The following is a 14835-nucleotide window of genomic DNA, read 5'->3' on the forward strand; positions in this document are numbered from 1 at the left end:
GCCAAACCTCCGCCTTGCCTTCTGGTATAAGCCCAGGCCGTCCCATTTGTGCCATTGGTAAACCCTCCATCATTCAATATTAATAGGAAGGTGTTGCAATGACCCATTGAACCTACCGCCGCTTTTTTTGCAATGTCACGCTCCATCCTCAGGCGTTCATTCTCAGCCCTCAGGCGAGCGATTTCCATCTGCTCGGGCGTCACCACAGTCGGGGCCGACTTCTGGGCTGAGGCCCCGGCGCCAAGCTGGCCGCGCCCATGCTCGCGCACCCAGTTGCCCAGACTGGCTCTCGGGATACCCAACGCGTCGGCCACTGCGCCAATCGACTGGCCAGCCAGTACTTGCCTGACGCCTTCTTGTTTGAACTCCAACGTATAACTGCTACGCGATCTTTGCTGTGTCACTTTCCTGCTCCTTGATTCCAATGTAACTGGAACCAAGGACTACGTCATTCAGGGGCAAGGTCATACAGCACCTATTGGCACGTCAAACGCGAGCGGGCCGATGCGTGCGTTGGGGCCTGCGCCAATCAATACCCTCAAGCAACATCGACAGCTGCGCCGGCGTCAAACACACTGAGCCTGATTCGGCGTGAGGCCAGACGAAATGGCCTTGCTCCAATCGCTTGGCCAATAAGCACATGCCATCGCCGCTCCACCACAGGACCTTGATGCGATCCCCTTTGCGACCTCGAAATACAAACACGTGGCCGCTGAACGGATCCTCGGTGAGCTTGCCCTGCACAATGGCCGCCAAGCCATCAAAGCCACGGCGCATGTCCGTGACCCCGGCAGCCAGCCAGACGCGGGTTCCCGCCGGCAAACCCATCATGGGTGTAGCATCTCGATCACGCACCGCAGCGTTTGGAGATCGGCCGCACCGTGCACCAGGATTCTGGCGTTGCCCAGATGCAGTTCAATTCGCCCATCTTCGATGCCGGAATTATTGGACTCTTGATGGCCCACGCGCTCACGACGAGGTGCCTCAGGCAGAGCGTTGATGTGCACCGGCAATAACGCAGTCGTTTCGGTCGACGGCCCAAAGTCGCCTCGCCGATATTGCCAGCGCCAATTGTGCAGTTGATTGGCATTGAGCCCATGGGCCATGGCAACCCGGGCAATGGACGCGCCACTGACCATGGATTCTTGTACCACTTGCCGTTTGAAATCGACGGTGTACCGGCGCCGGCAGTTGGTCAGGGCTGGCGCAAGAGAAGTAGAGGATTCGCTCATTAAAACAAATGTCCATTTACCAAAATGAATGGACACTTATCTTGCTGAGATTTGCGTGAGAACGCTAGACGGTACTGGGCGTACGCTTACCGATAATGGGGAAGAGCCCACCAAACGCTTGATGTGGGCAGGCCTCAGTTGACCTGGGGAGACCGTGAAAATCTCGAAAACCGCATGAATACAGGCTGTTAGGCAAAAAAATAGACGTCCGTTGACGTCTATTGATTCGGTGATGGTGCCCGGGGCCGGAATCGAACCGGCACGCCTTGCGGCGGGGGATTTTGAGTTGGCGTTTTAAGGTGCTTGTATAGGGAAGTGGGGTGAAGGTGAGCGTAGGTTGAAATAGGAAAAAGTAATTGTTAATCAGTGGTTGGCGTAATTTGGTGAAATTGGTGAAAACTGATGTGTGTACCTGTACTGTACCGAAAATTATCGGATTTAGTACAGTCAGGTACAACTCAGCTGGAGACTCAGCCCGCAAAGGCTTATCGGGCTCGGTAAGGTTTCAAATACCGGCATCATCTTGGCTGCTAAATAATGTGACTTTCCTTTTGTGCTGGCGGAGATCTCTGCTTCTTTTAACTCATCCAGGCTCGGAAGATAAAGGACCTCGGTGTAGTTAGGACATGCTTCCGCAATACTCAGCTTTTCAGAGCGGAAATCGTTAGGTAGTAGCCTAGCCATACTTGTTCCTTAGAGTTTGCCTTTAAATGCTGAATCGAGTATCGAGGATTTCAGTTGCTGCATCAGGGTTATTTTCTCAGAAATCTCAGCTTTTACCTTTACAGCTAATTCATCAATCTCATTGAATCTCCTCGCAATGATTTTTTGCACATCAAGAGTGGGAACTGGTATTTTGATATCAGATAGAATTTTCAGATTGATGTTTTTCTGTGCAGCAGCATTCGCCTTACTGTCAAGTTGCTGTTGTAATGTAGTTAGGAAGTAATAAAGGTAATCGGTATCTAACTCGGTGGACGAGATGCCTACGACACTATCGGGAAAACATGCATCCATACCTAAAATTGCAACACTTCCGATATTGGCTGCAATGGTTAGGCAAATAGTATCTTTGGGCCATAACCTGCTTTGCTTTAATCCCTTTTCGTTGTATGTGGCTGAGAAAGTGGTGATGTATTTCTGTGCGTTACGCACATCACCAGTTTGAATAAATGGGTACTCACCGCCAAATAGCAATTTGTCGTTGCGAGGTCTGTGCTTTGATTTTCCTCGTTCTACTTTGGCTACGTCGTTAAACTCTCTTAAGGGCCACCTATCGAGCCCAGAACTAAACACACTGCTTAGTTCACTTGCATACAACGCATCGGCCAGTGCGGTGCTTTCTTGAAGATGCTCTATGGCGGTGTTGATGCGGGTTAGGAGTGCATCGAGTTTTTCAACAATACGTTCTTGTTCCCCAACGCTTGGAATTGGTATTGACGCTTTTTTAAGGTCCCCATCAGTAATGGCAGGGTATGATGCGCCACTGACAAATGGTTCGATTTGGTCTTGAAGAAAATCGGACGTGACAAAATAAAATAAGTAAGCAGATAACACTTTCTCGTTTGTTCTCAGGACACAGAATCCTGTTGATGCTACGGGTGAACTGTATTCTTCTCTTACCAGCGCAATATTTTTTAAATTAGGGCGTGTGGTTGCAAATATCACATCGTTTTTTTGGATATGCTTCTTCGCTCGCGATGGAGCCTCTTTACCAAGAATCTCTTTCGGATCTGTAATAGCAAACTGGTCGCGGTCAATTGAGGATATATCAATATATGTCCACAATTTATTAGCGTCTTTTAATGGATTTAAATTTTCCGTTTTTTCAACTACTTCCTCTAGCTTGTGCCATTCCCACCCGCCTGGCAATTGATATAGAACCTGCTCCATGTTTATTTCTCCGCCAACAGGTTTTCCATTTCATCCAGCAAGCCAGACACCAATTTTTCTTTGGTGCGGATTCGCTTAAGAATATCGCCTGGAGCTAGGTGTTCCGCATCTTTCTGTTTGGCTGGATTTTTCGCAGATAAGTCGTAGTCTACAGAGAGTTTGCTCGCTGAAACTGTCCAAGAGCATTCTGTGGTTGTGCGTCTGTTGTACAGATTAACAAAGTCTTCTAGGTGTTTATCCTTGATCGGTTTGTTTTTAGTAAGCTTTTGTTCTGGCTCGAATTCGTAGTACCACACATCGCTGGTACCGCCGCTGCGCTCAAAAAACAATACGTTGGTTTTTACGCCAGAATAAGGCAAAAACACTCCAGCGGGCAGGCTTAAAATGGTGTGCAGGTTAAAGTTTTCTAGCAGTTCTTGCTTCACCTGTTTAAAGGCGCTGTTAGTCTGGAACAGTACGCCTTCTGGCACTACAATCGCCGCCTTACCGCCGCTTTTCAAGCTTTTCATAAAGTGCTGTAAAAACAGTAGTTCGGTAGCGTTACTTTGAATCGGGAAGTTTTGTTGGATCTGTGACTTCTCTTTACCACCAAAGGGTGGATTGGCCAGAATGATGTCGTAACGGTCATTTTCCTGAATATCACGGATATTCTGCGTCAGGGTATTGCCACGGAACAGGTTGGGCGATTCGATGCCATGCAGGATCATGTTCATCATGCCCATCACGTATGCCAGTGAGGTTTTCTCGTAACCGAAGAACGTATCGCGCTGAATAAAATCCCATTGGTCGGTGGAGAGTGTGTCCTTTTTGTGCTTCAGATGTTCAAATGCTTCGACCAAAAATCCACAGGATCCCGCTGCCGCGTCGTAAATGGTTTCACCAGGTTTAGGATCTATCGCTTGCACCATGGCGCGCACTACAGGGCGTGGAGTATAAAACTCACCCGCATAGCCACCGGCATCGCCCATGTTTTGCAACAGCCCTTCGTAGACCAGTGAGAGTTCGAACAGTTCCGACTCTGACTGGAAGTTGAGGCTATCTACTATATCCAGTACTTCGCGCAGGGTATGGCCAGAGGCTACCTTATTATCCAGGTACTTAAAGATTGCGCCAATTTTGTAGGTAAAGGACTTTGAGTCTGCGCCAATCGCGGCAGTACTAGCGAAGCTTTTCAGGTAAGGAAAAAGCTGATTGTTTACATAGTCCGTTAGGTCATCACCGGTTTTTGCGTGAGCCAAATTCAGCTTGCTATCGGCAGTTTTGGGGCATGCCCAGGTTGCCCAGCGGTGTTCTTCCTCCAACACCGGCTGATAATCTTCGCCGGACAACACCGCTTCGTCTTCTTTTTCGGACTCGTAATCGTCAAGAAACTTCAGGAACAATATCCAGGAGGTTTGTTCTGTGTAATGCATAGCACCGCTGATGCCGTCGTCGCGGCGCAGGATGTCGGTAATGCGGTCAACTTTTTGTTGTAGTGACATGCTTAGAGTTGTCCGATAATAAAGTTGTACATCTTGGTGATGTCTTCACTGATTTCTTCAGGGGGTATCAGATCGATATATGCCTGTAATTTTTCAGGGTCTAGACCTTCGCTATCGGTATTGATTAACGGGTTGATGATGTCTTTGACGTTTAACCTGCGAATGTCGTTATTATCACCAGGGTTATGGAGTTGTAGATGATTGCGCTGAGCAATATCACCATTGTTAATTTGGGCGAGAAGATTGTGCTGTGCCAAAGCTGTGTATGAGAGCAAATAGTTTTTGATTTCTCTACGTTTCCATGCAAGTAAATATGGTGTCACTCTCATGCCCTGCGGCCACCGAACAGCATTGAGTAGGTCGCGATAAATTTGCCCGTTCACTTGTACGCCATTGACTACGTTCCACTCCAAGGCTGCCTCATCCCGATCGCAAATCATAAATATTTTGGTTGTGGTCAGCGGGGATTCGATCTTGCTTAGGCCATGCAGCCAATCGATCTTTCCCTTACCGAAAGTCTCGTTAGAAGTAGCGTAGCTGGAAGACTTTTTCATGGCATGGACAGCGGATAACCGAACTATTTCTAAGCCTGCACGTGCTGCAAGTTTGGTAAAGATAACCCAGTCGTTGTAGTCATCTAACAAGGCAATGTTTGGCAGCTTGCCACACACCTCAAACTCAACAGATTTAGCGCGCGAGAGCACACCCAGACGATTGATCAATTGCCTAATTTTGTTGTCTTCGCTGATACGACCTTTTTCGACAACTTTCAAGTGTTCTATACAATTTTCTTTGGCTGATATGGAATCGAGCAGGTGTGTGGTGGTGATGGCATGACCTTGTATGTTATGCAAAATTGACCAAAATTTTTCCACGTTCTTGTAGTGGAGATGTGAATCTGCCTCGTCGAATAAGAAGAGCGTATTTTCTGAATCGAAAAGATCAATCAGTGCATATAGAAATAAGAGCTGGTACTCGCCGTCGCTGACCTGATTTAGCTCAATATTATTGCTGAAAATTAATTTGCAACTGGGCTTATCAATAAAGTAGTTGTTATCACCGGCTTGGGTAAAAAATGCCACTTCTGGATCCCAGTCGATTGCCATGGCTTGGGCGTTAGGATCACCAGCTTCAGCCTCATCATCGCCAGCCTGAACTTGCGTGGGATAGTCGAAAGAGACTTGGATCAAGTCATTGGCTGTAAGGTCGATGCTTCGTTTCCTAAGAGGTTCGTCGAACTCATAGTCACGGGAAATTAGGTTGGTAATAAAGCTTTCCAGTGAGCGAAAGTACGGCGTTGCTCGCAGTGTATCCACTTCTCCACGTTCTTCACGCTTAAGCGCATCTTGCACACGTGTAATGTAGTTTTTATCTACCTTAAAGGCGCATTTGAAGGTTGTGCTCAGGTCGTCTTTGTGTAGCTGCGACTCAGTGACATAACCATGTTCAACCAAGAAAGATCGCACCTTGCCGTTGCGTTTGATGGCAGTGGTTAAAAAGATCAGCAGCTTGGACCAAGTTTTATCGAAATAGAAGCAATCAAGGCTGAGGCCACGCCCAGCTTGTCTTTCTTTTTTCAAATATGCACTGAATCTTTGTGAGTAGTTTTCGTTTTGGCCGGATGAAAAGCACACTATCTTAAGATTTTTGTGGTCTCGCCCTACCAATCGTTGTTCAAATACTGACTGCAAAATACTGGACTTACCCGATCCATTCTCCCCAATAAGCGTCGCGACCTTATCAATGCGCAATATCTGAGCATTTTGGTGTAATGGGTTAGGGGCTAAGTTTAGTTCCATTGGTTAGCTCACGTGATATAGCTGGTGTTGTAGTTGTTTGAATGCAGCGAGCAATTGCGCGGGTTTGCCGCCAAAGGCCATGGAGGCATCTTTTGTAGTGCCGAGGCCGGATAGCTCAATCAGGGCTGGCAAGCGCTCACGTGCTAGCTCCGTAACACCAGTTCGCTCATAGCGGTTCAATACAAAGTGCAGGAATTCTTTGGCCTTCTCCTGTTTGTAGTGACCAAAAAAGGCGTTATTCGACCGTACTGCCTCCGCTCTGGATTTGCGGGTGGCCATCGGTTGTTCAAACGCCAAAAACGCCAGCAGATCGAATATGTCGCAGTCTTCAGCCTCGAACATGCGGTGCATGGTTGATAATTGCTCTTTATCAAAGCCCACTTGTATCAGGTCAGTCAGCAGTTGTTCGCGTAGATCTGGGTCTGACCAGATATCTCTGAGCTCATCGACACTTTTGAACAATCCGGGCAGTTGTTGAATTAACCGATCAACAAATTCCTGAATAGTGAGTGGCTTGCCGCTCTCGTCGATATAGCGAGTTTCAATGTCGATGACCTTGAGCTCTCGGTGTTTGCCAAGTTTCACTTGCAGTCTTGGACGCGGCTCATCCGGTTCGGGCTTCGAGGCTTCTGGTGGTTCGGGTACATAGGGAGGCGGAGTTGGTTCTTTGATGCTGCCCGGCTCGGGGGCTACGGGCTCGCCATCCCATTCTTCGTCATAGAAGTTATTAGTTGCACCACGAAAGTCTACGATGGTGAAGTAGTCTTTACCTTCAAACACACGGGTGCCGCGACCAACAATCTGTTTGAATTCCACCATTGAGCCTATGGTTCTATCCAGTACTACGTTGCGCACGTTACGGGCATCGACGCCGGTAGTGAGCATTTGTGATGAGGTAATAATGGTGGGGATGTTTTTGTCGTTATCCTGAAATTTTTCCAGCAGTTCGCGGCCGACCTTGCCTTCGTCACTGGTCACTCGTACACAGTAATGTGCGTCTTTTACGGTTTTGTACTTGTTGATCATGTCGCGCATGGTCAGAGCATGGTTCTGGTTTTCACAGAAGACGATAGTTTTTTCTAGTGAGTTGATGTTTTGCAAAATAGATTTTGCGACCAGTTCTGTGCGTTCATCAACAATTATTTTGCGGTCGTAGTCTTCGACTTGATATAAATCCTGGCCAGATTCACCTTCGATGATCACGTCATCCTTGGTGAGTACCAGTTCATCCAGATTAGTTCTAACGCGCTTAACTCGGTAAGGTGTTAAGAAACCGTCGTTGATACCATCTTTCAGCGAATAGACATAGGCGGGTTGGCCAAAGTACTCATAGGTGTCCACGTTGTCCGTGCGTTTTGGTGTGGCCGTTAAACCCAAATGCACGGCACTATTGAAGTGATCGAGAATAGCTCGCCAAGAGCCTGCTTCATTGGCAGCACCTCGGTGACATTCATCAATCAATACTAGGTCAAAAAAATCTTTGGGATAAGCCTTGTAGTAGCCATCAATGTTTTCTCGTTCCGCAATCGCCTGATAGATTGCGAAGAAGATATGCGCGTTGGTGGGCACCACGCCATTGCGCTTGCGAACCTCTTCCCCATTGATTTTGATTAGATCTTTTTCATAGGGGTTGAAGGTGTTAATAGCCTGGTCTGCCAGAATATTTCGATCAGCCAGAAACAGAACACGCGGTCTGCGTGAACCGGGGTTATCACGGTTCCAGCGAGTCTGAAATACTTTGTGAACAATTTGAAATGCGATGAAGGTTTTGCCGGTACCGGTGGCGAGCGTGAGTAAAATTCGGGATTTTTCTTGGCCGATTGCATCTGTAGCGGCATGGACTGCAAGCTCTTGGTAATAACGAGGCTGCATTGCCCCTTCCATGTGGAAGGGGATGTTTCTTAGCTCTTGGCTTAAATCCGTCGTTTCGCTGGTATAGCGTTTCCTCAGCTCAGCAGGTGTTGGGTAAAACTCAATGTAGTCGCCTTTTCCTGTTTCCAGATCGAATTCGTAGGTTTGTTTACCATTACTGGAATAGACGAAGCGAACACGAAGCTTCTTCGCATAATCGATGGCTTGTTGCAGGCCTTTCGTTGGGTGCTCGGTTTCCTTCTTGGCTTCGACTACTGCCAGATAGCGATTGTCCTTATGAAGCAGGTAATCCACAAAGCAACGCCGGCCACGGACGCCACCAGCCATTTTTCGGCCATCGGTGAAGTAGTGCTCCCTGATGATATTGGTTGCCTGCCAATGTGCAGCATGTAACGCTGGATCAATGTAATTGGCACGAGTGTCTGCTTCAGAAGCCATATTATGTCCTTAATCAGGCTAGCCATTCATCGCTACGAAAGAGCCGTACTTCGGGTCGAATTCGCTACGGTCTTGCAGCATCCAGCCGGCATCAGGCAGTAGTTGATCAATCTGTTTGCGTGCGAGTTCTTCTGGTTGTTTCATGTCGCCCATTTACGTCTTTGCTTGCGCCTGTGGCATCTTGCGTTGGCCGGGATGGATAATTTCATAGTGCGTGCTCCGGCCGCCAGCGGCGGTTTTCTTCAGCACGTCATGCAGTAGCAATTCTGTAATGTCACGAAGTGCTGTGTCTTGGGAGCACTTCGCGAGTGTGGCCCACTTACTGGTCGTCAACTTTCCTTCAAACCCATCCAGCAGCCGGCTCAGCACCTTGATCTGACGCTCGTTCATTGGGATGGCTGCGGCCCATCCCCAGAACCTCGCCTTTGCCAGCACCTGATCCAGGGTGGTGTGTGCCTGTTCGACAGCCTTTAGCAACGTAGCTAAGAACCACCTCATCCAATTAGTCACATCCATGTCGCCTTTTTGAGTGCATTCCAGAATGTCGTAATAGGCTTTGGGCTCTCGCTGAACTTGTGCCGAAAGGCTATAGAATCGCTGGGGGCTGACATCTGCGCGAGTCAGTAGCAGATCGCCTATGGCCCGAGCAATCCGGCCATTGCCGTCATCAAACGGATGCAGTGTGACGAACCACAAGTGGCCCAGGCCAGCACGCACTAGGGTAGGTTCTTTGGCGTTGGTGTCATTCAGCCAAGCCAGGAAGCGATTCATCTCTGTAGGCAGGTAGTTCGCTGGTGGCGCTTCAAAATGTACCTTCGCACGGCCAATGGAGCCTGAAATGACTTGCATCTGACCAGTGGAGTCGTCACGCCAGCTGCCAACGCGAATGCGGCTCATGCCTGAATAACCGGTTGGAAACAATGCGGCATGCCAGCCAAAAAGACGTTCAGTAGTAAGAGGGGCAGTCGCGTTGCTCGTTGCGTCCAGCACCATGTCTACGATGCCTTCTACTTGGCGATCTACGGGGGCTAGGACCCCAATGTCTACGCCTAGACGACGAGCGACTGAGGAGCGAACAGAGGCAATGCTTAGCGTTTCGCCTTCGATGGCACTGGTTTGAACGACATCTTCGGTTAGCGCAGCCAAGCTGGCCTCGTCGCGCAGAGCCATGCCAACATCTGCCAGCCGGCCAAGTAAGAGCCCTTGGGCACGGCTAACGGCCGCCAAAGGCTCTGCCAGGGCGGCGAGATCGTATTGCCAGACAGGCCAGTGCGGCGATTGCCAGATATATTCACCGGTTTTCATGCGGTGATTGTGTGATGTATTTGTCCGGCTGTCAATTTTTGATACAAGATCTGGTAGGTCGACCATGAGTCAACTTTCTCACCGACAATTTTATACGTAGTAAAATGCATGAAACGTAAATGAAAAAACAGTCATATGTCCACCACGAATACTGCTGCTGAATCTGTGAAAGATGGGGCTTCTCACCTCGCAGGCCAACTCAAGCCGGGTCGTGTCTACCGACGCGAGGACTTGGCACGTCTTTCTACGGCCGTGGACAGGCATCTGCGCCAGCTAGTGGCCAGTGGTAGGTTGAAAAAACTCTCCCAAGGCCTCTATCATTCGCCTAAGCAATCTGCTTTTGGACTTTTGCCTCCTGCAGACGATCTGGTGGTTGAGAGCTTTCTGCGCGACAAAGATTTTCTCGTGTTTTCACCTTCAGCCTACAACACCGTAGGTTTGGGTACCACGCAGCTGTATAACCGTACCCTGGTCTACAACCATAAACGTCACGGAATTTTCACGCTTGGAAACCGGCAGTTCGACTTTCGTATAAAGCCACGCTTTCCCAAGAAGCTAACTCCGGAGTTTCTATTCGTCGATTTATTGAACAATCTGGACGAATTGGCTGAAGATCGCGATGCTGTATTACGTCACGCACGCATCAAATTGCCATCTTTCGACTCTGCCCGCCTTGAACGTGCGGTCGAAAGTTATGGCAACATGGCTACACGTAAGCGTTTTCAAGAGTGGCAGCATGGCTGACTTCTTACATGATCGGCGAGATTTCGATCAGTTGTTAATGCTGGTCGCTGACGAGCGTCGCCTTGACCCTATGTTGGTTGAAAAAGATTATTGGATCATGCATTGTCTGTGGGGTTTACAAGCCCAAGGTTTCCAGTTTGAACTGAAGGGTGGAACCTCGTTGTCAAAAGGGTTTGGGGTCATCCACCGATTTTCAGAAGACATCGACATTCGGATTGAACCGCCGATGGGTACGGATGTGAAAACTGGCCGTAACCAGGATAAGCCAGCGCATGTCGAATCGAGGCGTGCCTATTACGATGATCTGGCCAGACGCATTCGTATCCCCGGTATTGTTGATGTAGAGCGTGATACGGAGTTTGACGACAGCAAGATGCGCAGCGCCGGCATCCGCTTGATCTACACGCCGCGTGTGTCAGCTTTGGTTGGCATCAAGGACGGAATTTTATTGGAGTCTGGGTTTGATGATACGGCTCCAAATCGTCCGGTAACGATTTCATCATGGGCGTTAGACCTTGCCCTAGAACGAGGTGTCGATGTATTCGACAATCGCGCAATGGATGTGCCTTGCTACGCACCGACCCACACTTTCGTCGAGAAGCTGCAGACCATCTCCACCAAGTATCGTCGGCTGGATGAGTATCAGGCGTTTCCTACTAATTTTCTGCGACATTACTACGACGTGTATTGTTTGCTCGGCATGGCAGAGGTTCAAGACTATTTGCAGACCCCAGCTTATCAGGAACGTAAGGTGCAGCGCTTCCGCACTGGGGATGAGCAAGTAATCGCTCACAACCAAGCTTTTCTTTTGAGCGATACGGAACAACGTAAGCGCTTCGCTGAGCAATATCAGAAAACGGGAGCGCTGTACTACCAAGGGCAGCCAAATTTTGAAGTGCTGCTGGCCCGCATTAGCGAATATATTGATGTTATGTGAGGTGCGTGGTTTCATGCGGTGGGCTAGTAGGAAAAGTAGAAACGAAATATACTGTATAAACAATCAGTATTTGTTGCGATGTGCCAAGAGTAGAAGCAATGGGAAAAGACACTAGCATCGAATGGACACACCACACATTTAACCCATGGTGGGGGTGTGTGCGTGTGTCCGACGCGTGCGATCATTGTTATGCAGAAACCTGGGCCAAGCGCCTGGGGGTTGATGTCTGGGGGCCAAAGTCCGAGCGCCGATTTTTTGGTGATGCTCACTGGAAGGAGCCTTTGAAGTGGAATCGGGCCGCAAAAGAGAGCAAAACCAGGAGGCGCGTGTTTTGTGCTTCCATGGCTGATGTTTTTGAAAACCGTAAGGACTTGGTTCCGCATCGGCTACGTCTTTTCGAGCTCATCGCAGCGACGCCACATCTGGATTGGTTGCTGCTGACCAAACGCATTCATTTAGTGCGTAAGCAACTTCCTAAAGGCTATGAGTTGCCCTCTAATGTGTGGCTTGGTGCGACCGTAGAAAATCAAGATGCTGCGAAAAAGCGGCTGAAATATCTTTTGGAGTTTGACTCTCCAGCTGTTCGATTCTTGTCTTGTGAGCCTTTGTTGGGCGCCCTGGATTTACGTCAATGGCTTCAAGTTGGTAAGGCTGGTACCCGAATTGATTGGGTGATTGCAGGTGGAGAGTCTGGACATGGTGCAAGACCCATGGATCCACATTGGGCGGAAGATTTACGTGATCAGTGTAATGCAGCCGGTGTAGCCTTTCATTTTAAGCAATGGGGGCATTGGGCTCCTGTAGAGCACACAGCGAATGTTGTTAAGGGTCGAAAACCAATCCATATTGTCAGACGAGATGGGGTGGAAATTGAGTTGGCCGCTGTGGGAAAAGGAAAGGCAGGCCGCTCTTTGGGAGGTCGTCACTGGGATCAGTTTCCAGACACGGGAAATAACGTGTAACATCGACTTACTTCCGCATCGCAGAAAGGCTTCCTCTTGGTACAGAGTCACTACGATTGGTCTGATGGCCCGGCAGAAATCGAACCCCATAGTGTTACCAAGCACGATGTGCTGGTTGGGTACTTGGTTCGGTACTTTGAGCAGCGGACGCTTAATGCCCGCGGCAGAGAGCAGCTTCGGATTACTTTAGTAGATGGATTTTGCGGCGGTGGGCTCTATATGCTCAGTGGTACGGGACGGGAGGTTCTTGGTTCGCCACTTCGCATGTTGAAGGCCGTTGAGGAAGCTCGCATCCTAATTAACTCCAAGAGAACTAAACCTATTAATCTGGATGTTCAGTACGTATTTATAGATAAGGATGGTCGAGCCTTATCTCATCTGAAAATAGTGCTGCAGAATCATGGTTACGGTGGCGATATTGGTCGTTCTATCCATATCATTCATGATGATTTTGTTTCGGCTTCGTCTAAAGTTTTTCAACAGATTAGAGCTCACACACCATGTGCGGGAACAGCGATTTTTTTCTTGGATCAGTATGGCTACAGTGACGTCCCGGCACCAGTAATTCAGAAAATATTCTCGGAGCTCCGCGGAAGTGAAGTCGTCCTGACGTTTCACGTTTCGGCGTTTGCCAATTACACCAACGACAAACTTACAGACCATATGTCTGACAAATTGGTGATTGATATTCGAGCTGCGTTGGGAGGAAAGTCGATCGAGCAGATTAAAGATGAAGACTCAACGGATTGGCGGCGTTTTATTCAAGCGGCGCTATATCAGGCTTTAGTAAAAGATTGCGGAGCAGAGTACTTCACACCTTTTTTCATTCGAGGACAGGGGAGCGGGCAGGGCGAGTATTGGCTTGTACATCTTTCCCGGCATCCCCGAGCGCAGGATGTGATGAAGCAGGTGCACTGGAAGTACCAGAATCACTCCATTCACTATGGCGGCCCAGGGCTTGATATGTTGTCCACTCACATGATGGGATTTCGTCAGGAGTTTACAGGTGGTTTTCTTTTTGATGATGTCGCGTTACGTTTATCGTCGGAAGCGCTGACAGAGCAACTTGCTGAGAAGATATTCGAACGTAGTCAACCCGTGCAGATTGGCCAGCTGTATGCTTCAACCTGTAATACTTCGCCGGGTACTTCTGGAATGTATAAGGAGGTGCTTGAAACACTGGTCAGTGACAAAGATATCGTTATTCGGTCCAAGGATGGCTCAAACCGGAAGCGCGCCAAGTATATGTGCGATACCGATTGGATTGAGCGAAATCGGCAGGGTTCTCTGTTCAGTTTTCAGGAGGGACGAAGGCAATGAGTTTTCGTCTTGCGCAGGATGTTGATCCGCAACCGCATTTGCCTGTGGAGTATGGGCGAACCGGTGAAGGTGTTGGCCGGTGGGTTCCAGAGATGAAACACACCTTCCTAGCTAAATATGTGGAAGGCACCCGTAGAGCGAGAGAAAAATTTCGACAGCGCGTATATGTTGATCTGTTCTGCGGCCCTGGGCGGATTCAAGTCAAAGGGGAGACGATGACGCGCCCGGGCGGGGCTCAAATTGCATGGGCACATTCGTTGCTTGACGGCGCGGCATTTACCTCATGCCTGATTGGTGATCTTGATTCTTCGCGAGCCCATGCTTGTGCTGAGCGGTTAAAGGGCATGGGTGCTCCGGTTGTTGCTTTTCCTGGTGCTGCCGAATCTACGGTGGACCAAATCCTTGAAGCCATACCGAGGAGTTCGCTTTGCTTGGCGTATCTTGATCCCTACAATTTGCAGTATCTTTCGTTCAATGTGATCAAGAAACTAGCAGGGCTGAAATATGTTGATTTTGCGGTCCACTTCAGCACTATGGATCTCCGGCGTAATGTGCTGATGGAGTACAACCCTGATCGCGCACGCTTTGATGCAGCAGCTCCTGGTTGGCGACAGCATGTGGATCCTGTTGCATTTTTGCGCGGTGATGCCGATGAAGCGTTCTTTAACTATTGGTGTGATTTGGTGCAGGGGCTAGGATTTACAATAAGTCGGAGGATGCCTCTAGTGCGGGATGACGGAAATCGGCCGCTTTATCACTTGGTTTTTTTTAGTCGCCATGAACTGCCGAACAGAATTTGGGGCGATGTTGCTCAGGGTCAAAATCGTGAGTTCAATTTCTAACCTATCTTTT

15 protein-coding genes are annotated in these 14835 nt (G+C 48.9%); 5 read left to right on the forward strand and 10 right to left on the reverse strand.

What is annotated here, in order from left to right:
- The 10 genes from LKR43_RS00005 to LKR43_RS00045 form a co-directional block, all read right to left on the reverse strand.
- On the reverse strand, positions 1–404 hold a 404-nt coding region (locus LKR43_RS00005), incomplete at its 3' end, for a transposase (protein WP_227681696.1).
- A gap of 82 nt (positions 405–486) precedes the next feature.
- The gene (tnpB, locus tag LKR43_RS00010) at positions 487–831 is read right to left on the reverse strand and encodes an IS66 family insertion sequence element accessory protein TnpB (protein ID WP_227681699.1); all 345 of its coding nucleotides are present in this window, start codon (positions 829–831) and stop codon (positions 487–489) included.
- Complete coding sequence (locus LKR43_RS00015) at positions 828–1232, reverse strand: transposase (RefSeq protein ID WP_227681701.1); 405 nt, start codon at positions 1230–1232, stop codon at positions 828–830. The genes tnpB and LKR43_RS00015 overlap by 4 nt, the downstream gene beginning before the upstream one ends.
- A 447-nt stretch (positions 1233–1679) precedes the next feature.
- The gene (locus LKR43_RS00020) at positions 1680–1916 is read right to left on the reverse strand and encodes a hypothetical protein (protein WP_227681703.1); all 237 of its coding nucleotides are present in this window, start codon (positions 1914–1916) and stop codon (positions 1680–1682) included.
- A gap of 9 nt (positions 1917–1925) precedes the next feature.
- On the reverse strand, positions 1926–3125 hold the full coding sequence (locus LKR43_RS00025; RefSeq protein WP_227681705.1) for a restriction endonuclease subunit S: 1200 nt from the start codon (positions 3123–3125) through the stop codon (positions 1926–1928).
- Positions 3126–3127: 2 nt separating this feature from the next.
- Positions 3128–4606, reverse strand: coding sequence for a class I SAM-dependent DNA methyltransferase (locus tag LKR43_RS00030; RefSeq protein ID WP_227681707.1), 1479 nt, complete (start codon positions 4604–4606; stop codon positions 3128–3130).
- Positions 4607–4608: 2 nt separating this feature from the next.
- Entirely contained in the window at positions 4609–6405 is a 1797-nt protein-coding gene (locus LKR43_RS00035; RefSeq protein ID WP_227681709.1) for an AAA family ATPase, read from the reverse strand.
- 3 nt (positions 6406–6408) lie between these two features.
- Positions 6409–8715: an EcoAI/FtnUII family type I restriction enzme subunit R gene (gene hsdR / locus LKR43_RS00040; RefSeq protein WP_227681711.1), complete on the reverse strand. Its 2307-nt coding sequence runs from the start codon at positions 8713–8715 to the stop codon at positions 6409–6411.
- Between the two features lie 18 nt (positions 8716–8733).
- Positions 8734–8859, reverse strand: a complete 126-nt coding sequence (locus LKR43_RS16155) for a hypothetical protein (protein WP_255675912.1) — start codon at positions 8857–8859, stop codon at positions 8734–8736.
- A 9-nt stretch (positions 8860–8868) separates the two neighbouring features.
- Entirely contained in the window at positions 8869–10020 is a 1152-nt protein-coding gene (locus LKR43_RS00045; RefSeq protein ID WP_227682279.1) for a Fic family protein, read from the reverse strand.
- 135 nt (positions 10021–10155) lie between these two features.
- Here LKR43_RS00045 and LKR43_RS00050 point away from each other — a divergent pair, with 135 nt between their 5' ends.
- The 5 genes from LKR43_RS00050 (at position 10156) to LKR43_RS00070 (ending at position 14825) form a co-directional block, all read left to right on the forward strand.
- Complete coding sequence (locus LKR43_RS00050; RefSeq protein WP_227681713.1) at positions 10156–10764, forward strand: hypothetical protein; 609 nt, start codon at positions 10156–10158, stop codon at positions 10762–10764.
- Positions 10757–11701, forward strand: coding sequence for a nucleotidyl transferase AbiEii/AbiGii toxin family protein (locus LKR43_RS00055; RefSeq protein ID WP_227681715.1), 945 nt, complete (start codon positions 10757–10759; stop codon positions 11699–11701). Before LKR43_RS00050 ends, LKR43_RS00055 begins: the two co-directional genes overlap by 8 nt.
- Before the next feature lie 98 nt (positions 11702–11799).
- Positions 11800–12663, forward strand: a complete 864-nt coding sequence (locus tag LKR43_RS00060) for a DUF5131 family protein (RefSeq protein ID WP_227681717.1) — start codon at positions 11800–11802, stop codon at positions 12661–12663.
- A 36-nt stretch (positions 12664–12699) separates the two neighbouring features.
- Complete coding sequence (locus LKR43_RS00065) at positions 12700–13983, forward strand: three-Cys-motif partner protein TcmP (protein WP_227681720.1); 1284 nt, start codon at positions 12700–12702, stop codon at positions 13981–13983.
- Positions 13980–14825 (forward strand): three-Cys-motif partner protein TcmP, encoded by an 846-nt coding sequence (locus tag LKR43_RS00070; RefSeq protein WP_227681722.1) that lies wholly within the window; start codon positions 13980–13982, stop codon positions 14823–14825. The genes LKR43_RS00065 and LKR43_RS00070 overlap by 4 nt, the downstream gene beginning before the upstream one ends.
- Positions 14826–14835: the final 10 nt, after the last annotated feature.

This window comes from Pusillimonas sp. MFBS29, from assembly GCF_020687695.1.
In the GTDB taxonomy this organism is placed as follows: domain Bacteria; phylum Pseudomonadota; class Gammaproteobacteria; order Burkholderiales; family Burkholderiaceae_B; genus Pusillimonas_C.